Consider the following 20,979-nt stretch of genomic DNA (forward strand, 5'->3'; position numbering starts at 1 on the left):
TTTACTACATTAACCATTCGTCCGGCGCACGCTGTACACATCTGGAACGGTTTTGATTTTATCGACAATTGATTTTAAATGACTCAGATTTTGAATGGCAATTGTTAAATGGATAATCGCCATCTTGTCTTTAGTCGGCTTCGCTTCGACGCTAACTAATTTTTTCGTCATTGAGCTGACGGTTTGTAAGACATCGTTTAACAGACCATCCCGGTTGTAGCCGTAAATTTCCAAATCAGCATCGTAGTCTTTAGTTAAATTACTTGTATCCTCCCACTCGACTTCAATTAGTCGTTCGACAAAATCATCTTTGCTTTTCACATTGGAACAGTCTGCCCGGTGAATAGAAATACCGCGACCTTTGGTGATATAGCCGACAATTTCATCGCCGGGAACTGGATTACAGCAGCGACTGATGCGAATCAAGAGATTTTCTACCCCTTGAATAACAATGCCACCTTCGTGACGAACCTTCATTTTTTCTGGTTCTTTTTTAGTTGGCTGATTGATTAACTCTTCAACCTCTTGCCGCTGTTTTTCTTTTTCCTTTTCCCGCCGCTCTTTTTCTGTCAGGCGATTGGTCAAGGTCATGGCACTGACTTCACCATAGCCGACTGCGGCATATAAATCATCTTCACTTTGGAAATTAAAGCGTTCCAAGGCTTCTGACATTTTTGCTTTCGAGAGAAAATCTTTTGGCTGAAAGCCTAAATCATTCAGACAACGATAGACTGCATCGTGGCCTTTGGTGATGTTTTCTTCCCTGTCTTGGGTTTTAAAGAAGCGTTTAATTTTATTTTTGGCCTTGCTGGTGGCCACCATTTTCATCCAGTCACGGCTTGGGCCAAAGGAATTCGGCGAGGTCAAAATTTCAATGATATCACCATTTTTTAATTTATAATCCAGCTGCACCATTTTACCATTAACCTTGGCGCCAGTTGTTTTATTGCCGACATCCGTATGAATGCTGTAGGCAAAATCCAACGGTCCCGAGCCTTTCGGCAGCTCGGTAACATCGCCTTTTGGTGTAAAAACGTACACCTTATCGCTGAAAATGTCCCCTTTAACCCCCTCCATAAAGTCAGAGGCGTCATAGCTTTCATCCTGCAGCTCTATTAATTCGTGGAACCAGCTCAATTGCTTAGACATATTATCCGGCTCAACTTGATCGGTCTTGCCTTCTTTATAGGCCCAGTGAGCGGCGACCCCGAATTCGGCAATTTCGTGCATTTCCTGCGTGCGAATTTGAATTTCAATCGGATTACCTTTAGGACCGATAACCGTCGTGTGCAGGGATTGATACATATTGGCTTTTGGCATCGCAATATAATCTTTAAAGCGGCCGGGCATCGGCGTCCATTGAGTATGAATCGCTCCTAAGACGGCGTAACAACTCTTAATTGAATCGACAATTACACGAATAGCTAATAAATCATAGATTTCATCAAATTGTTTCTTCTGGTCCTTCATCTTGCGGTAAATCGAATAAATATGTTTAGGACGGCCGTAAATCTGGCCGTAAATTTCCAATTCCTCTGTCGCTTTGCGGATTTCTTCCACGGTATCAGCAACATAGGCTTCCCGCTCTTCCCGTTTGGATTGCATCAAGTTAACAATTCGATAGTACTGTTTAGGATTTAAATAACGTAAAGCGGTGTCCTCTAATTCCCATTTGATGGTACTAATCCCCAAGCGATGAGCTAAAGGCGCGTAAATTTCTAAAGTTTCTTGGGCAATGCGCCGCTGTTTGTCTTCCCGCAAATGTTTCAAAGTCCGCATATTATGCAGACGGTCAGCTAGTTTTACCATAATAACCCGTAAATCTTGGGCCATTGCCATCAGCATTTTTCGGTGATTTTCCGCCAGCTGCTCTTCGTGGGACTTATATTTTATTTTACCGAGTTTAGTCACGCCATCGACTAGCATAGCCACATCGGCGCCGAATTCTTCGGTCAAATCCTCTAGAGTAACCTCGGTGTCCTCCACCACGTCATGCAAAAAACCCGTGGCTACGGTATGAGGATCCATATGTAATTCCGCCAATAAGCCGGCGACTTGAATCGGATGAATAATATAGGGCTCACCTGATTTGCGAATCTGACCTTCGTGGGCCTTTGTCGCATAATCACACGCCTTTTGAATAAAGGCCACATGCTCATCAGACATATAGCTGGCTACTAATTTAACAACGCCAGGCCCCGTCATAATTTCTTCTTTTGGCATCGTGATTCCCCCTTGATAAAATTAAAAGTGGGGCTGTGACATAAGCATCTACTGAACCAATATTTCCGAACAATTTTCTCTTAAACTACAAGAGAAAAAAACTTTTATCGCAACAGCTCTTAAAACCACCGCTGCAAAATAATTAAAGTTCGGAATTTTGGTAAATGACCTATGTCACAGCCTCACTTCACTAGCAAACATTATACAAACTTTCTGGCTTTTTTTCAAGAATCCCCGGCTAAAGCAGAAGATTCATGATAACTTCTTAATCTAACTCTTCTTCAAAGGTAATCGCTTCTTGTAAATCAATTTTAGCAAAATGATTCACACCGATATGATTGACGCCATTATGGAGCATCATTTTAATTTGCCCGGTAGTCGGATTTTCCAAATTCACCTGCAGATGCAGGGCAGCATTGGCACTTAAATTCCAAATATTGGCATCCAGATTGGCCTCTTCAGTCTCTAAGCCTTTCCCCAATGAAAAATGATACTGATGGTGTTCTCTGATAAATTCCATCAGCGTAATTTTTTCCTCGACTTGATATTGCTGGCTGTCAATTTGAAACAAAATATCTCCCCAGCCAGCCGCCAAGTCTGTCAGTTCCTTCAGGTACTCAGAAACCCGATTAAAAGGGTTTAATAGTCCAGTTGGATTTAAGCTGACTTCGACAAAGTCAGCCCCTTTTTGAAAGCTATCCGCAATTTCAAAGGAGACTTTGGCATCTGTTCCTTGCGCTAACGGATAATCAACGACCGCTCCAACAGCAATCCCCGAGCCGGTTAAAAGCTGCGCCGCCCGGTTGACCTGCCAGGGCAACACCAAAATTTTTTTCAAAGGGGTTCGCTCTAAATACAGCATTCTTTCCACCAGCTGCTGGTCAGTTTGGACAGCATCCAATAAACGCACCGTGATAAAATCAGCTAAATCCATCTTTACTCCCCTTTCAATTCAAAATAAAAGCTAGCAGCGCTCAGTAGATAAAGCGGCGCTGTTTCCGTCCGTAATATCCGCGGGCCTAAGCCGCAAAGAATTCCGCCCGCTGCGGTAAATTTTTCAATTTCCGCGGGTGCCAAGCCGCCTTCTGGTCCAAAGATGGCCAGTACCTTTTGGCCAGCCACAGCCTGTTGAAAAGCCTGAACTAAATGACTTTGCTCCCCCATTTTGGCGCTTTCTTCATAGGCGACCAGAATCAAATCATAATCAGCTAAACGCTTAAAAATGTCCTCTGTTTTTGAAAACAACTGAATTTCAGGGACGATTTGCCGCTGTGCTTGTTCTGCTGCTTCTTGGGCAATTTTAGTCAGCCGCTGCTGCTTTTTTACGATTTTTTTTTCGTCCCATTTGACCACCGAAGTTTTCGCTGGAAAGCCGATAAACTGCGCTGCCCCCAACTCCGTGCCCTTTTGAACAATCCATTCCAGCTTATCGCCTTTTGGGTAGCCACTGGCAATCGTAATGTCAATTGGCAGTTCTTTAGCCTGCTCTTCTTTATACAATTCTTTTGCCAGCACTTGATTTTCAGTTATCTCGACAATTTCGGCTACCACACTGATACCGTCACTGAAGACCACAAAAATTTTCTCTGGTGACTTCATCCGCATCACGTGGACAATATGATGATAGGCCTCACCGGTTAAACTTACGGTTGGCTGATAGGTTGCTTCTACAAAATAACGCTGCATACTCTAATCCTCAGTCTTTTTAATAATCATAGCGTACCAATCTTTTTGCTGGAAGACTTGATCGACGACAAAGCCCACCTCTGCTAAAGCCGTAAAAATCAACGCTTTTTTATCTTCAATGATGCCAGAAATAATCAGGGTGCCGCTAGGCTTCAATAAACGGAAAGCATCCGGCAGCATCAAGACGATAATGTCCGCCAAAATATTAGCCACAATCACATCTGCTGAAATTTCGACATCCTTTAATAAATCATTGGCGGAGACTTTGACATCGACAGCGATTGGATTCATGTCCATGTTTTCTTGAGCCGCTCGAACCGCCACCTCATCCAAATCATAAGCGTAAACATTTTTTGCCCCTAAATATTTACTGGCAATACTTAAAACCCCTGAGCCAGTGCCAACATCTAACACCGTTTCGCCGCCTCTTAAAACCGTTTCTAACGCTTCTAGAGTCAGACGAGTTGTCGGATGCGTCCCTGTGCCAAAGGCCATGCCAGGATCTAAGGTAATAATTTTTTCCTCTGGATGACTGGCTTGATATTGCTCCCAGCTGGGAACAATCGTCAAATAGCGGCTAATGCGGACTGGATGATAATACTTTTTCCAAGCAGTCGCCCAATCGCTTTCGGCCACCTCATTGACGGAAAGTACATTTTTTCCGATTGCCAAACCAAATTCCGGTAATTTTTCGATGCTATCTTTAATAAACGGCAGAATTTCCGGTAAAAAAGTTGTCTCAGGAAAATAGGCCATTACCAACGCCCCCTCCGTCAAATCCGTGAAATTTTCCCGTTCAACAATTTCGCCGTAGGGATCTCCTTGATAAAAATCGGCATCGAGAGCATCCTCAATCGCTACTCCGCTGGCACCGGCCTCCATCATAATATTAGAAATTGCCTCCACCGCTTCACTAGCAGTTTCAACTTTGACTTCATTCCACTTCATAATTTTGCTCCTCGCAGTTTTTAGTAACTTGGATACGGCAGGAAGGTCGCCAATTCTTTGGCATATTTTTCAACTTCCGCAGAAAAAGCCTGTTCGTTCCAATGCAGCTCAAAGACCTCTGCTTCACCAGCTAAAAAGTCGAGCAGCTCGCCTTGCCCCTCATCTAAAATAATTTGCAGATAATCCACTAGGCCATTTAAAAAGGCAATACTCAAGCCTTTTTTGCCTTCGTAGGGGAAAGCTTTCAGATAATCCTCTGCTTGGTAGCGGCTTTTCTCAGGGTTAAATAATAAAATGCCATCTTCAAATTCAATGACCTCTTCTTCTGAGACGACCCCGTCGGCATCATCAATTGCCTGACCCTCAGTGTTTTCAGCATACAAGCGGAACAAAATCTCAATCGTATGATTTTTAGTATCCCAATCTAAAGCGACTTCATAATCGCTAATAGTTTCTAATCGTTCATCTAAATAATGTAAAAAATCTTTTTTCATGTTTCTTTCCTCCAGCCAAAATCTTCAGCGACTTCACTTTTCTTTTGTTTCGTAATATAAGGATTGCCTTTGACGATATAACGTAAAGGCGCCTCGGTCCAAATCCCTTTATTGGGAATCCCAATACGGGGTAGAGAAATAATCTCTTTAGGAATTTTTTGCTTCTCAGCGTCTAAGTACAGGGAACTAGTAAATAAATTTTTACCGTATAATTCCTTTTGAATGCCTAGCGCCTGCACTAATTTTCCCGGACCATTAGTTAAATCCGGACCATTGACTCCATGGCGCTTTTCAATCATCAGCGGTAGTCCGACCACTGGCTGCAACCCCCGAATCATCACTCCTTGAGGAATTCCCTCCGCTTGAGTAATGATATTTAAAATTAAATGGGTGTGCATTGTATATAAATAGAAACTACCGGCGGCTTGATACATCGCCTGGACTCTTGGCGTTTGCCGCATACCAAAGCTGTGGGCCGCTTGGTCGTCTGGCCCTAAGTAAGCTTCCACATCGACTAAATAGCCGGCTAAAATTCCTTGGGGCGTTTCGTGTACCAGATATTGCCCCAATAGTTTTTGGGCAATTTCCTCTGTACTTCCTTGAAAAAAATCTGCTGTTATCCTCATCTGTCTCACCCTTTCTATCATACACAAAAGCAGCCGGGGTTGCCATTTATTCCGCTGATTCTTTTTACGATAATTTCAATGGAGCATTCATGAACAAAAAGCGTGGGCGTGCTATACTTGTTTTAGCAACACGTCAGGAGGAATACTTATGCAACAGCCCCTTGCCTATCGCATGCGGCCCCGCAATTTAGATGAAGTGGTCGGCCAGCAGCACTTAGTTGGACCCGGGAAAATTATTCGCCGCATGGTGGAGGCCGAAATGCTTTCTTCGATGATTTTATACGGTCCCCCCGGCACTGGAAAAACTAGTATCGCCAGTGCGATTGCCGGCTCGACACAATATGCCTTTCGCATTTTAAATGCTGCAACAGATACTAAAAAAGATTTGCAGATTGTCGCTGAAGAAGCCCGCATGAGCGGCACCGTCATTTTATTATTGGATGAAGTCCATCGCTTAGATAAAACCAAACAGGATTTTTTACTGCCCCATTTAGAGAGTGGCCGCATTATTTTAATCGGCGCCACCACAGAAAATCCTTATATTACAATTAATCCAGCAATTCGTAGCCGGACGCAGATTTTTGAAGTCAAACCATTACAAGAAGCTGATATTCAAAAAGCCATCCGCTTAGCCTTAGCAGACAAAGAGCGGGGGCTCGGTGAGTATCCGGTTGAGCTGGATGAAAATGCCCTGCTCCATCTCTCAAGAGGCACCAATGGCGATTTGCGCAGTTCATTAAATGCCCTAGAACTGGCGACTCGTTCGACACCGAAATCTGAGGATGGCATCATTCATTTGACCTTAGAAATTATTGAAGAATGCCTGCAAAGAAAAGCGTTAACCCACGGTAAGGATGGCGATGCCCATTATGATGTGATTTCCGCCTTTCAAAAATCCATTCGCGGTAGCGATGTCGATGCCGCTTTGCATTATCTAGGCCGGCTGGTGGAAGCCGGCGATTTGCCGATTATCTGTCGCCGCTTGATGGTGATTGGTTACGAAGATATCGGTCTCGCCAATCCTGCGGCTGCGGCTCGGACCGTCAACGCTGTCTTAGCTGCCGAACGACTGGGCCTACCGGAAGCCCGCATTCCACTAGCGGATACCGTAGTTGATTTATGTTTGTCACCAAAATCAAACTCAGCCTATGTGGCTTTAGACGCTGCTATTGGTGACATTCGAGAAAATGGTGCCGGCGATGTCCCCGATCATTTAAGGGACAGTCATTACAAAGGCGCTAAAAGTTTAGGGCGGGGCATTGATTACCAATATCCCCACAATTTTGAAAATGCATGGGTCGATCAAGAATATTTACCAGAACAATTCAGACAGTCACGGTACTACCAACCAAAGAGCACCGGCAAATATGAACAAGCGTTAGGTCAACAATACCAGCGTATTCAAAATTGGAAAAAGAATGGCAAAAAATAATGATAAAGCGCTTCAAAAAATCTAAACAGTTTGATTGCACTTTTATTTTTCCTATGCTACTATATATCCATAGATAGGAAATCTGTGATGTTCGAATTATCCTTTTTGTGTGTTGACCGAACATTTTTATTGATATTTCGGGATCCTTCTTGTGTCGAAGTTGGTAACATGCCTTCTCTTTTGGTAGTTCGAGACCTAGACCGTGGAACCCACCTGCTTAGATTGCGGGATCAATACTACAGGATGAACAACGGCATCGACGGATCTAACCTAAGAATAAAGCAATTTGCTTCGGCAAGTTGCTTTTTCTATTTCTCAAAAAAATTTAGCGAGGCTTTTTTATGATTCTGATTTTATTAGGCATAGTTGCCGCATTTTTATTATTGATGGCTTTCTTTTTAATCAAAAAAAACCGCAGCTTTCTAGCACTGATTGGCGATTCAAATGCCAGTCTAACCTTTCTCAAACAAAGCGGTCTGATTTTTATTCTTTTAGCGGTCGGCAGTCTAGCTATTGGGTTTTTAAACAGTAAATTTTGGGCAATTCTCTACTTGGCTGTGATAATTTTTTATTCTGGCGTTTTTAGTTTAAGCCTGTCAAAAAAAATCAAAGACAAGCCGTAAATTTTAATGCCCTTTCAATTGTCGGGAAAGCCGATTTGGTCTAAAATAGAAGTGTCAGGAGAGTGATTTTAAAACTTGCCTAGCTGTCCAGATTTTCTAGTCTTCTACTCAGCATTAATCGGCAAATTTTTAAGAACTCAACCGCAGAAAAAAATGAAGAGGAGTGATTCCATGTTACAGCAATATAGTAAAATTATGGTGGCCATCGACGGATCGGCAGAGGCTGAACTAGCCTTCAAAAAGGCTGTCAACGTAGCGAAACGGAACCAAGCCAAATTATTATTGGCCCATGTCATTGATACCCGTTCCTTCCAAACTGTTTCATCTTTTGACGGATTATTAGCAGAACAAGCCACTGAAATGGCCAAGCAAACTTTACAGGATTATAAAAACGAAGCCAATAAAAATGGTATCACTGATGTTGAAACCGTGATTGAATACGGTTCGCCAAAACCAATTATTGCCAAGCAAATTCCAGAAGACCATGCTGTCGATTTAATTATGCTAGGTGCTACTGGCTTAAACGCTGTGGAACGACTATTCATCGGCTCTGTATCAGAATATGTTATCCGCACTGCATCCTGTGATGTTTTAATTGTCCGTACTGATTTGGCCAACAAACTACCTGAAGACACAGAAAAATAATTTTTAACAAATAAAGAAGGAGCTAAAATCGGCGTTACACAGATTTTAGTTCCTTCTTTATTTTGGTTTTTTATTCGAAAAAGAGTTATTGCTGCAATTAGATTTATACCTGATAGCCTTGGGTAATTTTTTCAGCCAATTCTTTTTTCACAGCTTCATCGGCAAAGCTGTGGGTCAAGGCCTGCAGATTCAATTGCTGCATTTCAGCCTGTGTCAAAGCGAAATGCTCGACTAAAAATTGATATTCCTGCGTCAAATTAGTCTGGGAGACACCTCGGTTGTCGGTATTGATGGAGCAAAGCAGACCACTGTCAAAAAATTGCCGAAATGGATAATCGGCAATACTGGCAACTGCTTTGGTTTGCAAATTACTGGTAGGACACAGTTCGATTAAAACCTGCTGTTCCCGGCAAAAATTCTGAGCCGCTAAGTCATCTTTTATTGCCACCCCATGACCAATTCTTTTAGCACCTAATTGAATACTCTCCACCACGTTGCGGGGACAGCCACATTCACCGGCATGCAATGTAATCTGCAAATTATGCTGCTTGGCAAAGGCTAAAAAAATACCAAATTCCGCCGGCGGATAATTGGCCTCATCACCAGCGAAATCCACCCCGACGACTTTTTCTTTAGCACTGTCTGCCGCCGCTTGAAACACCGCTTGATTGACCGCTGCTTCATGATGGCGCATGCCACAAATTAATAAATTGACGTGGATATCAAACAACGCTTCCCCCTGTTTTACTCCAGCAGCGACTGCTGTAATAACCTCGGCTAGCGATAATCCTTTTTCCCGATGCAATTCCGGTGCAAAACGAATTTCTAGATAGCAAATATTTTCACTAGCAGCTTGTTCAATGACATCGATTGCTGCTAATGTCAAATTTTCGGCCGTCTGCAAAAGAGGCAAAACAACATCAAAGCAACGAAGATAGTCGGCTAAGCTCTCGCAATTTTCCGGTACCACAGCTTCTTTTACGAGGGCTTGCGGCAGGCCCTCTTGCTGGGCTAATTTTTGCAGTAGCTTTTGACTTAAGGACCCATCTAAATGACAATGCAGCTCAACTTTTGGTAATTGTTGCAAAATTTCTCTTTCCACAGCCAGCCTCCTGATAAATGTTTTCTAAATTTTTATCATAATTTCTAAGCAGAGGCAACAATTTTGACTGATTTTTAATTAAAGACAAACAAAAAAGCTGAAACCGCTCATTACGAGCCAGCTTCAGCTTTAAAATTTCTGATGATTATTTTCTTAAACGTTCAACATCACGGGCAATCATTAATTCTTCGTCTGTTGGAATCAAGAGCACTTTCACTTTTGATTCAGGCGTTGAAATAACTAATTCTTCGCCGCGTTTAGCATTTTGTTCAGGGTCGATTTCAGCACCAAACCAGCTCATACCGTTGATTACTTCTGAACGAACATGGGCATCATTTTCACCGATACCAGCAGTGAAGACAATCGCATCCACACCGTTCATTGTTGTCACATAGCCACCGATATATTTACGGATACGGTCAGTGAAAACATCATAAGCTACTTGCACTTCTTCTTTATCGATGTTTGCTTCTAGATCACGCATATCACTAGACAAGCCTGTCAAACCAAGTAACCCTGATTTTTTATTTAAGACATCGACCATTTCGTTGATGTCGATATTTAATTTGCCCATCAAGTAAGGTAAAATCGCTGGATCTAAATCACCAGAACGAGTTCCCATTGTTACACCAGCTAACGGTGTGAAGCCCATTGATGTGTCAACAGATTTTCCGCCATCGACAGCCGTAATAGAAGCACCATTACCAAGGTGAGCTGTGATAATTTTTAATTCTTCGATTGGTTTACCTAACATAGCTGCTGCCCGCTCTGAAACATAGCGATGACTAGTTCCGTGGAAACCATATTTACGGACTTTAAAGTCGTTATAATATTCCATTGGTAAACTGTATAGGTAATTGTGTTTTGGCATAGTTGCATGGAAAGCTGTATCAAACACTGCCACTGAAATAATTTCTGGCAAAATTTTCTTGAAGGCTTGAATTCCCATTAAGTTAGCAGGGTTGTGCAATGGTGCAAATTCAGATAATTCTTGAATGTTTTTAATGACTTCATCATCAATCACAACAGAATCGCTGTACATTTCGCCCCCGTGAACCACGCGATGGCCAACTCCGGTAATTTCATCGTAGGCCCCTAAAATGTTTAATTCGATTAATTTGTCCAATAACATTTTGACTGCGACTTCATGATCGTTGATATCAGTGATTTCTTCGTATTTTTCACCTTCACCGTATTTGATGGTAAAGATTGAATCGTTTAAACCAATTCTTTCAACAATTCCTTTTGCGACGACTTCTTCAGTTGGCATTTGGTATAATTGCCATTTCAAACTTGAACTTCCAGCGTTAATTGCGATTGTTTTAGACATTGTACTCTCCTTAAGTTGTTTATAAATTTAAAGACTCCCAGTCTTTGAATTTCTCAATAAATTCCGTCATGCTTTCAGCATTTTTTAGTGAACCGAGATTCGCTAGTAAAACTTCTGCTTGTTTAGCTTCTGCTCCCCGTTTTTGCAGAATAACAATACTCTTACGGGAACTAGCACTGGTAAATAAGTCTGCCGGCAGCTGTACCATGCCCTGCAGATAGACCTCGTGTGCCAGCCAATTTTTCAGCTGCGGTCCTTGTTCTGTTTCTAAAAAATTAGTCGGTAACAAAAATAGGCCAAAGCCAGCTTCTCTGACATATTTCATGCCTTGCTCCAACAGAAGATGATGGGCAAAAGTATGACCTTCTTTGACGCCAACAGCAAATTCCTGTGCCTTTTGATTATTAGGATAATAGCCGATTGGTAAATCGCCAAAAACGGCATCGACGGGATCAACTAATAAATCCTGCAGCGCATCTTGATGGAAATAAGCGACAGATTTTTTTAAAAAATCTGTATTGGCAGCGGCTACACTTAAGAGCGTTTCATCAATATCAACACCAAAGGCTGTAACCTTTTTGCCTGCTGTTTCAAGATTTGACACTACAGTTAATAAAAGATTACCTAAACCGGATGCGATATCCAACAGTCTCAGGTTTTCTTGAGGCAAGAGCTGCTGCACTAAAAAGACAAATAAAAAACCAATACTGTCTGGCGTCAATTGATGATTCGCCTGAAGCGGTTCTTTTTGCATGCCTTTTAATAAAACTAGTTGGAAAACTTGCCGCCATTCCTCAGCACTTAAATCCAGTTTCTTAAGATTTGTATAAGCTGTCTCTAAAATAGCCACGACTTCCGGTGAAGGCTGATTATCAATCACCCGAACTTGAAAATTATCGTTAAAATTTTCAACTGTTTCACTATAGGATTCAAGAAAACTGAGCTCCAGATTTTCCGCCAAAGCGCTAACTGCCGCCTCCATTTGATTAAAAGCCGTTTCAATTTTTTCAAGTTTCAAAATGACGACCTCATTTCTTGATTATAACACCTTGTTTACCTGTACAATTTTAGACAAAATTTGTGAAATAATCAATCCTTTTGTTAAAAAGGTTTTTTGTGAATTTTAGCACAAAAAAAGAAACAGAGAGTTCTATGTCCCCATTTCTCATCTGTATCAATTTCTCAAGAAATCTGTACCCTTTAATTCCTCTTTAAAATCATATCGATATTTTCCAACTCGGACGATTAATTCCAATTGCTGATTCTCTTTAAACTGGACAGTCCCGCAATTATACACTACTGGATTTTCAGAAAAAACCGCCCCATCATAATACTCATATAAAAAAAGTTCTTTGATTGTTCTCGCTAGATAAAAGCTCCGGATGTTTTTGAAATCCTCAACCGTTGTCTGATAATCGGCTGTCAGCCACAATAAACAACTGGAGAAAAGGAATGCCAATAGCATAGTGCTTAAGAAAACACCACCCCAGTTATTGAATTTCTTGATATTTTTTGAGAACATAGCTTCCCTGACTTTCTTTCCCATCTTGAAATATCACCTTAAATTCGATCTCCCCATCAAGTGTTGTCATCGTCAATTTTTTGACACCTGTCAGCAGTGGTTGTGTGCCTTGGTTTTTCTTTGTTTTGTCAATCCGCTCATTTCGATACAAAATTGTAAAGCTAGGGTCTTTGTCATAGTTGCTTGACAAAGGTTCCGAAAATGACAACTGATTGTCTGATAGCGTAACATTCTTCAAAGGTACTGCTTCATTTTCTAATTGGAATAAAAATGTGTAGAATTTCCGCTGATGATTAGTAGGAAACTGCTGATAAACTTTTTGACTGACTCCTACTAGCAAAGAAAAGAGCCAGCAAATGCCGCTGACAACCACTAGAGCAATCAAACACTCCAATAAAGTGAAGCCAGCAGAATCAAAACTCCCGGTAGACCTCAATCGTTTGCCCATATCCCTCCACCTCAGCTCTGATTTGGTTATTCTGCTTGTCACAACGATAAAGCACCTGTCTTTTTTCTATGTCAGCAGGGACCTGCTCAAACCGACAATTCCTAGCCGTTTCACTATAAAGAATTTGATGGAGCTTTATTGATTCACTAATTGTCTGATTTTTTTGAAATAGAAACATGATTTGTGGCAGAAGGCTAAAAATAATCAGCCCTACTACAAGTAAGCTGACCAACGCTTCAAAAAGAATGTAGCCCTTATTGACTGATTTTTTTAACATATTTACCGCTCCCAAGTTGGAATTGATAAGTGATTTCAGTAGAACGCCCCGCAAGTCTAAATGAAAATTTTAGCATATCTGTGTTATTTCCTGTTCCCTCCTTAAACATCATCCCTTTTGTCGACACTCCAGCCTTTGGTACAACACTTTTAGGAATCGTCAATACCTTTTGCACCCCCAGAGTCCCTTTATCCATATTTTTCATCCAAAAGTAAAATTCTGTTTGATCTTTATCTTCAGTGATCTTAGTTAAGCTATTTTGAGTAATCGCAGCTTGTTGGGTGGCAGTTATCAAACGTTCAAAACGTTGAAAAAAGATTTTTTCTTCGACATTTCGCTGCCACTCGGCAAGGCTCAAGCTAGGTAAAAGGACAAAAGCAGTAACCACTAATAACGCTATCAGACTTTCAATTAGGGTAAACCCCTTATTAACCACCAGCGTTAATCACCTCTTGATATTTATCCCACTGCTTTTGCGTTAGATAATCTGGTACCAGCTGCTGCTCATTAGGCGTTACCCCATCGTTATTTAGTTTATATAACTCCATTTGAGTTTTGACCACTTCAACGATTGCTTCATCGCCTCGACTTGCTATGTCATTACTATGATTACTTAAGTTCGGGGCAAAAAGTAAAATCAAAACACCAATGACAAACATCACAATGAGCATTTCAATTAATGTGAATGCCTGATTCCACTTGCTTAATTTCTTCACTTCAGTCACTATATTCCACCTCCTAAATTGCCGTAAATTGGCAGTAACAATGCAGCGTAGAAAATAATAATTAAGACAGCAACAACTAAATAAATTATTGGCTGAAGCCAAACGAAGAGCCTTTCGACATCTTGAAAAAACTTCTGCCACAACCACTCACTGTAAACAATTAGTTCTGTACCCAAATTACCTTTCAAGGTCCCCCGCTGCAAAATTATACTCAGCTCTGCTGTAAAAAAAGGTAGCTTTTGAATTGGTTTCAGATACCCGCGCCCTTTTTTCATTTGTTTTTCTAATAAATTGGCTAAATCCTGCATCAAATTTTTTTCTTCGGCATTTTTCATACAATCGATGATTTGACGCATCTCTAGACCGTCTCGAAAAAGCTTGCCCCATTCCAAGGCAAAAAAACTAGTGATATACAGGCGATAATATTTTTGGATAAAGGGTAGCTTGGCAAAGAAAGTTGCCTTGGCAATGGCTGATTTGCGTTGGAAATAGCACTGAATTCCCCAAAAGATGGTAAAACTCACTAGCACAATTCCCATTAGTACAAAAGGCAAATAATTTAAAAACAGAATAGCGATATCCTCTGCTGCAACTAAACCACTGGCTGTCAATTGAGGTAGCATGAATTGACGAAATGCGATTAAGATAATCAGCAAAAAGCTTAATAAAATACTTGGATAAGTGAGCGTTTTACGAAGCTTCTGTTGCTGCTGCTCTAGCATGCTTAATTGATTGGCGATATTTTTAAAGGTGCTGGCCAAAGTTCCCGATTTATTCGCTAAGCGAATTTGTAAGACAGTTTCCTCTAAAAAACCATTTTGACGAAAGATCTCATGGATAGCTGTTCCCCGCTGCAGCTCCTTTTGCATAGAGTTAATAAAAGAAATGTCAAAGAAAGCCCCTTTTTCCATAAAAAGGAGGGCCTCATTGATGGAAAAGCCTTGAGTTAATAAATCCGCCAGCAGCTCTACAAATTTTTGTCTTTGCTTTTTACGCTTTTTTCTTCCCATTCTTCCACTCCTTGTCATAAGCAGCGAGTGCTTTTTCAAAGGGATAATCTAGTATCATCTGCTGCTGTTTATAAAACTGATAGCCACCAACGACGGTAGGCTCTCCTTGTTTCAGAAACATTTCTTGATACACGCTTCCCTGCAGACATTCCTTTAAATCAAATGGATTTTGACTCAACTCATTCATTCTTGTGGTGATATTGGCTAAACTGCGGGCATGTAAGGTGGCAAAAACAAAGTGGCCTGTCAACGCTGCTCGAATAGCAGCTTGAGCCGTTAAGCGATTGCGAATTTCACCAATGATTAGTAGGTCTGGATGATGGCGTAAAGTCAGCTCAATTAAGGCATCGTAATCCTGATCGATTTTTTGATTAATCTGTAGTTGCAAAAAAAGCGGTTCTTCAATCTCTACCGGATCTTCAATGGTAATTACCTGACCCTTAAACTGACTGGCAATCTCATACATCAGAGTTGTTTTTCCGCTGCCGACGGGACCGCAAAAAAGATACAAGCCTCTTTCACAGATGGCCTCCTTCAAGATATGGGGTAACTTTTTAGGAGCATATTGGCTAACTTGAACGCCTCTTTGAAACAATAGACGAATTGCTAAGCTTTCCCGTTGTCGATAATCCCCTACTGTTGTTAAACGTAAACGCTGCTGGCAACCTTCGAGTTTATAGCTGAAACTACCTAATTGCCCCCGCCGATCTTCTCCTACGTCCATCTCGCCTAAATATTTAAAACGGCCAATGATTTTACAACCGTCAGCAAAAGAGACTTTTTTGAATAAGCCACTATGATTAGCTTTTCGATACGTAATTTTATAGTGGTTCTCCTCGGGATAAAAACTGATATCCTGCCAGCCGTGCTCAAGAGCTAGGCGAATCAAATCACCGGAAAATTTGGCGATATCCATCTTCTTCACCTCAATAAAACATACGCTGGAAACATTTTTTCCCACGAAAAAAAAACTGCTGTTAAGAAAATTCTCAACAACAGGCTTTTATTAATTTTTTTCAGGAAAATGAGCTTCCACTCGATATATCCGCTGACCGCGACTTGAAAATTTTTCTTCATATTCGGTCATAATATTGTCAGCAAAATCACTTTGATGCAAATCCAACCAGACCTGATCGAGAATCATACCAAATTGGGAAAAACTGGCAAGGGAATATTCAAAAAGGCCTTGATTATCGGTTTTAAAATGAATGGACCCACCGGATTTCAAAATCTCTTGATCCACTGCTAAGAAGGTCTTAAAAGTCAGGCGGCGTTTTTCATGGCGTTTTTTCGGCCAAGGATCTGAAAAATTCAGATAAATTTGATCCACTTCTCCCTCAGCAAAATAATCCGTCAAGGCAGAGCCATCGACATGCAGCAGCTGTAAATTCGGCAATGGTTCGGCCAAAAGTTTATCCAAGGCAATCGAAACAACACTGACCTGCATTTCAATACCAATATAATTAATTTCTGGATGTGCCTTGGCCATCCCATAAATAAATTGGCCCTTACCGGTACCAATTTCAATCTGGATTGGCTGATCATTGCCAAAGCGTTCATGCCAGCGGCCCTTCCATTCTGTTGGATTTGCTGGTACAAATTCCGGGGCGTTGGCCACCATCTCAGTAGCGCCCGTCCGATGTCTTACTCTCATTTGTTTCCTCCGTTAAAAATCGCTTTTAAATAGTTTTCAAATTCTCAAAAATTGCTTTCAAGCAAGCTTTTATTTAGTATGAGTTGCAATTAAAATTTGTTTACGAGCAAATTTTTGCAACAAAAAAGCTGTGACGCTGAAAGTACCTGCCCATTCTAAACCTACGATTGACCTCAAGACAATTGTAGACTCAGGTAGCAGGCCCCTTCAGCCATTTTAATCACAGCTAAATCTAGCATTATTTCAAAATATTTAGCGGTTAAGCTCGCAATCACCGCTAAAAAATCGTTTCAATTGTAAAATGACTTCTCGAGAACGCTGCTCCTGCCCCTGTAACACGAGGCGTTTTATTTCATTCATGGCACTGAGGGAAGCGTACCAGTGAATTTTTTCTAAATTTTCATCGTTAGCTTGTAAGCCATAGGTTAGCAGCCACTGACTCCATTTTGTAAAGGGCACATACTGTCCTAAAATGGTGCCAATATCCAGTGCAGCATCGGAAAACATCACAGAGTCCCAATCCACCAAATATAAATAATTGCGGCAGACAAGCCAGTTACGATGATTGACATCGCCGTGAACCACTGTAATATCCTTGCGGCGAAACGCCGGAATATTTTGTTCTAAATAGCTTTTAACCTGTTTTAAAAAAGGATTGGCATAAAAGACTGCTGGTAATTGTTCTTCAAATTCCCACAGCAATTCTTGCGAGCCTTTAACTTGGCCGCCGATTTTTTTCAGCATCGACTTTAATGATTTTGATTGGTGTAGATGATATAACACGTCAATTACATCATTACGGGCGCCAATTTCTTCTGCCGACAACATATGGCCGTCCAGCCATTCCTGCGCAGTTAAAACATCCCCCGAACCGGTTCGCTTAGTCCAAACTAATTTCGGAGTGATGCCTTCTTTGGACAAGGCAGCTAACATTGGCGTGGTGTTCCGCTTAATGAATATTCGATTTTCTTGATTGATACCCACATACGTTTCACCGGTTGCCCCTTTAATCGGCAACATCGACCAACCAGGCTCTAGCTGAAATTCCATGCCTCTACCCCTACTTCGTTCAACTTTTTTAAACCAAAAAACTCCCGACAAACAGTTTTTGTCGCGTACCCATTATTTTAATTCCATCAGATAGCGCCGTCAAGCACATGTATGTTCGTTTTTATAATTTTCACAGAAAAGCAAAGAGAACCCAGTGACTTCCCCAACAGAGCGACCATCACTAAGTTCCCTTCTTTTACAAAAATTGACGCTGAATTATCTCAATCCTGCATCTTCTTAATTCGACTTGGAATATAAAATTTCACAAACAAGAGGACCTCTGCTAACAATAGGACAAAAGCTAGCAAACTGTCTAGAGAAATTCCTAAAACAATAAAATTAATGACACCAAAGACGATGGCAGCAAATAATAGCAAGCCAAAAATTAATTTTTCTAAGGCCGTTTGCTGCTGTTTTTTTGACACAGGATACAGATGAGTCAAAATCATATACTTAAATTGATTGTAAAGAGGAATCATCTGAAAGCCAATCAGATAAATGAACAGCAGGGCGACTCCGGTAGAAAAATAAAAATCATCTAAAAAGGCTAGTAAGACACCGCCAATCACCACTAGACGCAGATACAATCCGCTAAATTCAGATCCCCGCATCATCCGTCTGGCATACAAATAAATATAAGTATTGCTGTGGGTATTGTTGATTTTATTTAAAATTGGATCGAGATATTTGCGGCGTTTAACCGTCCCAGTAATCTCCGGCACATCGGTAAAGAGATTGATAAACTGATAAATCCGGTGGACACGATTTTTTTCGGTCAGCACCATTTTTTCCCAGTCCAGTGGTTCTAGATTACGGCTAAAATACAAATGCCAAAAAGCCAATACTCCTAAGCCCGCACAGATGACTGCTAACCAAGGGGCGACAAAAATCCCCAGAAAAATACTGATAAGACTTAAGGTCAGCCAAATCAGATTGACATTGAAATTCGTCCGTTGATCATGTTGAAACAAGCGATAATATTGCAAAATCAACTGGCATATTTTTAAGAGCCACAATGCAATTAAATACCAAACGAAATTACCCAAGCCTCGCTGGGTACTGATGACTAATAGCGGCATCGTAAAGCCGGAAATAAAGAGTAGCACAACAAAAGGTAAGATACAGGAATACCGCAGACTACGAACAAAATAACTTTTTAGCGCCCGTTCTTTTGGTAAGAGAAAGACCATATCAGCTTCTTGAGCCAGCGTTGCCAAGCCGCCAAAGTGCAAACTTGCCAGCCACAGAATTCCCACAAAAACTGAAACTAACCACGAACCCTGTGGCACACTGCCTAAAATCTGTGAGTAATACAAGGATAGACCGCCTAATAAAAAGAGCAGCACAATCGTGAAATGATCATTAAACACATAGCGCAAATAGCGGAGCATCCGCTTTTGATGCCGCCCTAAACGGACTGAAAAAAATTCTCCCATCATAAATTTAGGCCCCCATTAAACGCCAGCGCTAGGCTGCGCTGCTTCTTTGGTTAAAGCGACATAAATTTCATCAAGGGAGGAACCCGGCAGATTAAATTCCTGCCGCAGTTCCGCCATTGTTCCCAAGGCGCGAATTTCGCCATTGTGGAGGACGACAAACCGGTCACAATATTTTTCAGCCGTTGCCAAAATATGTGTTGACATCAAAATCGCCGCTCCGTCATTACGCATTTGATCCATTAATTCTAAGAGGGCATTAATTGCCAATGGGTCAAGGCCTAAAAAGGGTTCATCAATAATATACAAGCTGGGCTCAATTAAAAAAGCGCAGAGCACCATCACTTTTTGCTTCATTCCCTTAGAAAAATTAGCTGGAAACCAGTCTAATTTATTTTCTAAACGAAAAGTTGCCAATAATTTTTCTGCTCTGGCAAAGGCCACCTCTTGAGGAATGTCATAGGCCATTGTCGTCACTTCAATGTGTTCCCGCAAGGTCAATTCTTCATACAACGAAGGCGTTTCAGGAATATAGCCGATTTTTTTGCGATAATCCTCCGGTTGTTCTCTTAAGGTCAAGCTGTCGATTTCAATTTTACCTTTAGTCGGCGTTAACAAGCCGATAATATTTTTAATTGTGGTACTCTTACCGGCTCCGTTAAGGCCGATTAAGCCAATCATTTCACCATTATTTACTTCAAAACTAATATCTTTTAATACAGGAATCGGGCCGTAGCCGCCTGTTAAGTCTGTAATCTTTAACGTCATTTCTTTGGCCTCCAATTTTCTTATTCCCATTATACATGATGAAGTTCCTTTCGGGAAAAAGGAATTTTTCAATTGCTGAGATTTATGATAAAGTTATGGCAATTAGTTTTATAAAAAGCTGCCGTCCAATCTTTGCGGTCAGCAATTTGAAGGAGGAGTTTTACGATGGAAAATTGTATTTTTTGTAAAATCGTCAATCAGGAAATTCCCAGCTATAAAGTCTATGAAGATGATCAGGTCTATGCATTTTTAGATATTACCCAAGTAACCAAAGGCCATACTTTGGTCGTGCCTAAACAACATGTGAATGACTTATTTGAATATGATGAAGCCTTGGCAGCAGCTGTTTTTTCCCGTCTGCCTAAAATTGCTCGGGCAATTGAGCAGGCCTTTCCTGAAATGCAGGGCCTGAATTTAATCAATAATAATAAAGAGCTGGCTTATCAGTCGGTTTTCCATTCCCATGTTCATTTGATTCCCCGCTATAGCAAGCAAGATGATTTTTCGATTCACTTTGGCAACAATCAAGATAATTATACTTCTGAAGAAATGGCAAAAATTGCCCAAACTATTCAAGAGCAGGTGAACTAAATGTTAAAAAACTTTGCAAAAGGCTTATTATTCGGCGCAGCAGCTGGCGCAGTTGGCGGCTTACTACTAGCTCCTAACAGCGGCAATGAAACTCGTCGAAAAGTTCGCGACGGCCTTGATGAGATGACTGACTTGACGATGGAGGTCAATGACAGCTTGAACAATTTTAAAGCTGCCTTGGCTACTACCATTGCCACTGCTGAAGAAATAATACCAGCTGTCCAAAGCGGCATCGAAAAGGATGTGCGGCAGTTTCAATTTCAAGCTGAGCCACGGGTGGCGCAAATTATGGAGCAGCTGGAAAAAATTCAAAAAAGTATGCCTCAAGACCCTCCAGTTTCTGTAAAAACTGTCAAGAAAGCAGAAGTTATTGATGATTAACGAATAAA

General features: G+C 41.2%; 25 protein-coding genes and 1 other RNA gene. 6 read left to right on the forward strand and 20 right to left on the reverse strand.

Annotation, left to right across the window (positions count from 1 at the left end; translation table 11 throughout):
* Positions 1 to 9 precede the first annotated feature (9 nt).
* The 6 genes from ORH16_RS03420 to ORH16_RS03445 form a co-directional block, all read right to left on the reverse strand.
* Entirely contained in the window at positions 10 to 2,223 is a 2,214-nt protein-coding gene (locus tag ORH16_RS03420) for a RelA/SpoT family protein (RefSeq protein WP_265456241.1), read from the reverse strand.
* A 265-nt stretch (positions 2,224 to 2,488) separates the two neighbouring features.
* Entirely contained in the window at positions 2,489 to 3,157 is a 669-nt protein-coding gene (locus ORH16_RS03425) for a hypothetical protein (RefSeq protein ID WP_265456243.1), read from the reverse strand.
* A gap of 2 nt (positions 3,158 to 3,159) precedes the next feature.
* Positions 3,160 to 3,909: a 16S rRNA (uracil(1498)-N(3))-methyltransferase gene (locus ORH16_RS03430; RefSeq protein ID WP_265456244.1), complete on the reverse strand. Its 750-nt coding sequence runs from the start codon at positions 3,907 to 3,909 to the stop codon at positions 3,160 to 3,162.
* A gap of 3 nt (positions 3,910 to 3,912) precedes the next feature.
* Positions 3,913 to 4,857: a 50S ribosomal protein L11 methyltransferase gene (gene prmA, locus ORH16_RS03435; protein WP_265456245.1), complete on the reverse strand. Its 945-nt coding sequence runs from the start codon at positions 4,855 to 4,857 to the stop codon at positions 3,913 to 3,915.
* Positions 4,858 to 4,877: 20 nt separating this feature from the next.
* Positions 4,878 to 5,351 (reverse strand): DUF3013 family protein, encoded by a 474-nt coding sequence (locus tag ORH16_RS03440; RefSeq protein WP_265456246.1) that lies wholly within the window; start codon positions 5,349 to 5,351, stop codon positions 4,878 to 4,880.
* A complete protein-coding gene (locus ORH16_RS03445) occupies positions 5,348 to 5,977 on the reverse strand; it encodes a DNA-3-methyladenine glycosylase (RefSeq protein ID WP_265456248.1) in 630 nt (209 codons plus the stop codon). The genes ORH16_RS03440 and ORH16_RS03445 overlap by 4 nt, the downstream gene beginning before the upstream one ends.
* A gap of 148 nt (positions 5,978 to 6,125) precedes the next feature.
* On the opposite strand from ORH16_RS03445, the gene ORH16_RS03450 reads away from it, so the two are divergent.
* From ORH16_RS03450 to ORH16_RS03465, 4 genes are all read left to right on the forward strand, one after another.
* A complete protein-coding gene (locus ORH16_RS03450; RefSeq protein WP_265456249.1) occupies positions 6,126 to 7,409 on the forward strand; it encodes a replication-associated recombination protein A in 1,284 nt (427 codons plus the stop codon).
* 76 nt (positions 7,410 to 7,485) lie between these two features.
* A non-coding RNA gene (gene ssrS / locus ORH16_RS03455) (6S RNA) lies at positions 7,486 to 7,679 on the forward strand.
* Between the two features lie 71 nt (positions 7,680 to 7,750).
* On the forward strand, positions 7,751 to 8,032 hold the full coding sequence (locus tag ORH16_RS03460; RefSeq protein WP_265456251.1) for a hypothetical protein: 282 nt from the start codon (positions 7,751 to 7,753) through the stop codon (positions 8,030 to 8,032).
* A gap of 171 nt (positions 8,033 to 8,203) precedes the next feature.
* Positions 8,204 to 8,677 (forward strand): universal stress protein, encoded by a 474-nt coding sequence (locus ORH16_RS03465; protein WP_265456252.1) that lies wholly within the window; start codon positions 8,204 to 8,206, stop codon positions 8,675 to 8,677.
* Between the two features lie 103 nt (positions 8,678 to 8,780).
* Here ORH16_RS03465 and add read toward each other — a convergent pair whose 3' ends face one another.
* From add to ORH16_RS03535, 14 genes are all read right to left on the reverse strand, one after another.
* Positions 8,781 to 9,779, reverse strand: coding sequence for an adenosine deaminase (gene add, locus ORH16_RS03470; protein ID WP_265456253.1), 999 nt, complete (start codon positions 9,777 to 9,779; stop codon positions 8,781 to 8,783).
* A gap of 145 nt (positions 9,780 to 9,924) precedes the next feature.
* A complete protein-coding gene (locus ORH16_RS03475; protein ID WP_265456255.1) occupies positions 9,925 to 11,109 on the reverse strand; it encodes an acetate/propionate family kinase in 1,185 nt (394 codons plus the stop codon).
* 19 nt (positions 11,110 to 11,128) lie between these two features.
* The gene (locus tag ORH16_RS03480; protein WP_265456256.1) at positions 11,129 to 12,127 is read right to left on the reverse strand and encodes a class I SAM-dependent methyltransferase; all 999 of its coding nucleotides are present in this window, start codon (positions 12,125 to 12,127) and stop codon (positions 11,129 to 11,131) included.
* A gap of 156 nt (positions 12,128 to 12,283) precedes the next feature.
* A complete protein-coding gene (gene comGG / locus ORH16_RS03485) occupies positions 12,284 to 12,655 on the reverse strand; it encodes a competence type IV pilus minor pilin ComGG (protein WP_265456258.1) in 372 nt (123 codons plus the stop codon).
* Positions 12,600 to 13,079 (reverse strand): competence type IV pilus minor pilin ComGF, encoded by a 480-nt coding sequence (gene comGF, locus ORH16_RS03490; protein WP_265456260.1) that lies wholly within the window; start codon positions 13,077 to 13,079, stop codon positions 12,600 to 12,602. The genes comGG and comGF overlap by 56 nt, the downstream gene beginning before the upstream one ends.
* Positions 13,045 to 13,356, reverse strand: a complete 312-nt coding sequence (locus tag ORH16_RS03495) for a hypothetical protein (RefSeq protein ID WP_265456262.1) — start codon at positions 13,354 to 13,356, stop codon at positions 13,045 to 13,047. Before ORH16_RS03495 ends, comGF begins: the two co-directional genes overlap by 35 nt.
* Positions 13,334 to 13,792, reverse strand: a complete 459-nt coding sequence (gene comGD, locus ORH16_RS03500; protein ID WP_265456264.1) for a competence type IV pilus minor pilin ComGD — start codon at positions 13,790 to 13,792, stop codon at positions 13,334 to 13,336. Before comGD ends, ORH16_RS03495 begins: the two co-directional genes overlap by 23 nt.
* On the reverse strand, positions 13,785 to 14,081 hold the full coding sequence (comGC, locus tag ORH16_RS03505) for a competence type IV pilus major pilin ComGC (protein WP_265456266.1): 297 nt from the start codon (positions 14,079 to 14,081) through the stop codon (positions 13,785 to 13,787). Before comGC ends, comGD begins: the two co-directional genes overlap by 8 nt.
* Positions 14,081 to 15,091 (reverse strand): competence type IV pilus assembly protein ComGB, encoded by a 1,011-nt coding sequence (comGB, locus tag ORH16_RS03510; RefSeq protein WP_265456267.1) that lies wholly within the window; start codon positions 15,089 to 15,091, stop codon positions 14,081 to 14,083. Before comGB ends, comGC begins: the two co-directional genes overlap by 1 nt.
* On the reverse strand, positions 15,072 to 16,007 hold the full coding sequence (locus ORH16_RS03515) for an ATPase, T2SS/T4P/T4SS family (RefSeq protein WP_265456269.1): 936 nt from the start codon (positions 16,005 to 16,007) through the stop codon (positions 15,072 to 15,074). Before ORH16_RS03515 ends, comGB begins: the two co-directional genes overlap by 20 nt.
* A gap of 90 nt (positions 16,008 to 16,097) precedes the next feature.
* A complete protein-coding gene (gene trmB / locus ORH16_RS03520) occupies positions 16,098 to 16,745 on the reverse strand; it encodes a tRNA (guanosine(46)-N7)-methyltransferase TrmB (protein ID WP_265456271.1) in 648 nt (215 codons plus the stop codon).
* Between the two features lie 252 nt (positions 16,746 to 16,997).
* Positions 16,998 to 17,795, reverse strand: a complete 798-nt coding sequence (locus ORH16_RS03525; RefSeq protein WP_265456273.1) for a phosphotransferase family protein — start codon at positions 17,793 to 17,795, stop codon at positions 16,998 to 17,000.
* Positions 17,796 to 18,016: 221 nt separating this feature from the next.
* Positions 18,017 to 19,234 (reverse strand): ABC transporter permease, encoded by a 1,218-nt coding sequence (locus tag ORH16_RS03530; RefSeq protein ID WP_265456275.1) that lies wholly within the window; start codon positions 19,232 to 19,234, stop codon positions 18,017 to 18,019.
* A gap of 15 nt (positions 19,235 to 19,249) precedes the next feature.
* Positions 19,250 to 19,999 carry an ABC transporter ATP-binding protein gene (locus ORH16_RS03535; RefSeq protein WP_265456277.1) on the reverse strand — a complete coding sequence of 250 codons (750 nt, stop codon included), beginning with the start codon at positions 19,997 to 19,999 and terminating at the stop codon, positions 19,250 to 19,252.
* A 165-nt stretch (positions 20,000 to 20,164) separates the two neighbouring features.
* Here ORH16_RS03535 and ORH16_RS03540 point away from each other — a divergent pair, with 165 nt between their 5' ends.
* Both ORH16_RS03540 and ORH16_RS03545 read left to right on the forward strand, forming a co-directional pair.
* Entirely contained in the window at positions 20,165 to 20,590 is a 426-nt protein-coding gene (locus tag ORH16_RS03540; protein WP_265456279.1) for an HIT family protein, read from the forward strand.
* Positions 20,591 to 20,971 (forward strand): YtxH domain-containing protein, encoded by a 381-nt coding sequence (locus ORH16_RS03545; protein WP_265456281.1) that lies wholly within the window; start codon positions 20,591 to 20,593, stop codon positions 20,969 to 20,971. It begins immediately after the preceding gene.
* Positions 20,972 to 20,979 lie beyond the last annotated feature (8 nt).

It is taken from the genome of Enterococcus sp. HY326, from assembly GCF_026157065.1.
Lineage (GTDB): Bacteria > Bacillota > Bacilli > Lactobacillales > Enterococcaceae > HY326.

What these genes read in the sequence shown, in the direction of transcription:
- comGF (WP_265456260.1), bottom strand. Translation starts at nt 13,079, where the DNA reads ATGGGCAAACGATTGAGGTCTACCGGGAGTTTTGATTCTGCTGGCTTC.
- ORH16_RS03465 (WP_265456252.1), top strand. Translation starts at nt 8,204, where the DNA reads ATGTTACAGCAATATAGTAAAATTATGGTGGCCATCGACGGATCGGCA.
- ORH16_RS03475 (WP_265456255.1), bottom strand. Translation starts at nt 11,109, where the DNA reads ATGTCTAAAACAATCGCAATTAACGCTGGAAGTTCAAGTTTGAAATGG.
- ORH16_RS03450 (WP_265456249.1), top strand. Translation starts at nt 6,126, where the DNA reads ATGCAACAGCCCCTTGCCTATCGCATGCGGCCCCGCAATTTAGATGAA.
- ORH16_RS03430 (WP_265456244.1), bottom strand. Translation starts at nt 3,909, where the DNA reads ATGCAGCGTTATTTTGTAGAAGCAACCTATCAGCCAACCGTAAGTTTA.
- trmB (WP_265456271.1), bottom strand. Translation starts at nt 16,745, where the DNA reads ATGAGAGTAAGACATCGGACGGGCGCTACTGAGATGGTGGCCAACGCC.
- ORH16_RS03530 (WP_265456275.1), bottom strand. Translation starts at nt 19,234, where the DNA reads ATGATGGGAGAATTTTTTTCAGTCCGTTTAGGGCGGCATCAAAAGCGG.
- ORH16_RS03495 (WP_265456262.1), bottom strand. Translation starts at nt 13,356, where the DNA reads ATGTTAAAAAAATCAGTCAATAAGGGCTACATTCTTTTTGAAGCGTTG.
- ORH16_RS03460 (WP_265456251.1), top strand. Translation starts at nt 7,751, where the DNA reads ATGATTCTGATTTTATTAGGCATAGTTGCCGCATTTTTATTATTGATG.
- ORH16_RS03440 (WP_265456246.1), bottom strand. Translation starts at nt 5,351, where the DNA reads ATGAAAAAAGATTTTTTACATTATTTAGATGAACGATTAGAAACTATT.
- ORH16_RS03425 (WP_265456243.1), bottom strand. Translation starts at nt 3,157, where the DNA reads ATGGATTTAGCTGATTTTATCACGGTGCGTTTATTGGATGCTGTCCAA.
- ORH16_RS03515 (WP_265456269.1), bottom strand. Translation starts at nt 16,007, where the DNA reads ATGGATATCGCCAAATTTTCCGGTGATTTGATTCGCCTAGCTCTTGAG.
- comGB (WP_265456267.1), bottom strand. Translation starts at nt 15,091, where the DNA reads ATGGGAAGAAAAAAGCGTAAAAAGCAAAGACAAAAATTTGTAGAGCTG.
- ORH16_RS03445 (WP_265456248.1), bottom strand. Translation starts at nt 5,977, where the DNA reads ATGAGGATAACAGCAGATTTTTTTCAAGGAAGTACAGAGGAAATTGCC.
- comGG (WP_265456258.1), bottom strand. Translation starts at nt 12,655, where the DNA reads ATGGGAAAGAAAGTCAGGGAAGCTATGTTCTCAAAAAATATCAAGAAA.
- ORH16_RS03545 (WP_265456281.1), top strand. Translation starts at nt 20,591, where the DNA reads ATGTTAAAAAACTTTGCAAAAGGCTTATTATTCGGCGCAGCAGCTGGC.
- ORH16_RS03420 (WP_265456241.1), bottom strand. Translation starts at nt 2,223, where the DNA reads ATGCCAAAAGAAGAAATTATGACGGGGCCTGGCGTTGTTAAATTAGTA.
- ORH16_RS03535 (WP_265456277.1), bottom strand. Translation starts at nt 19,999, where the DNA reads ATGACGTTAAAGATTACAGACTTAACAGGCGGCTACGGCCCGATTCCT.
- ORH16_RS03540 (WP_265456279.1), top strand. Translation starts at nt 20,165, where the DNA reads ATGGAAAATTGTATTTTTTGTAAAATCGTCAATCAGGAAATTCCCAGC.
- prmA (WP_265456245.1), bottom strand. Translation starts at nt 4,857, where the DNA reads ATGAAGTGGAATGAAGTCAAAGTTGAAACTGCTAGTGAAGCGGTGGAG.
- ORH16_RS03525 (WP_265456273.1), bottom strand. Translation starts at nt 17,795, where the DNA reads ATGGAATTTCAGCTAGAGCCTGGTTGGTCGATGTTGCCGATTAAAGGG.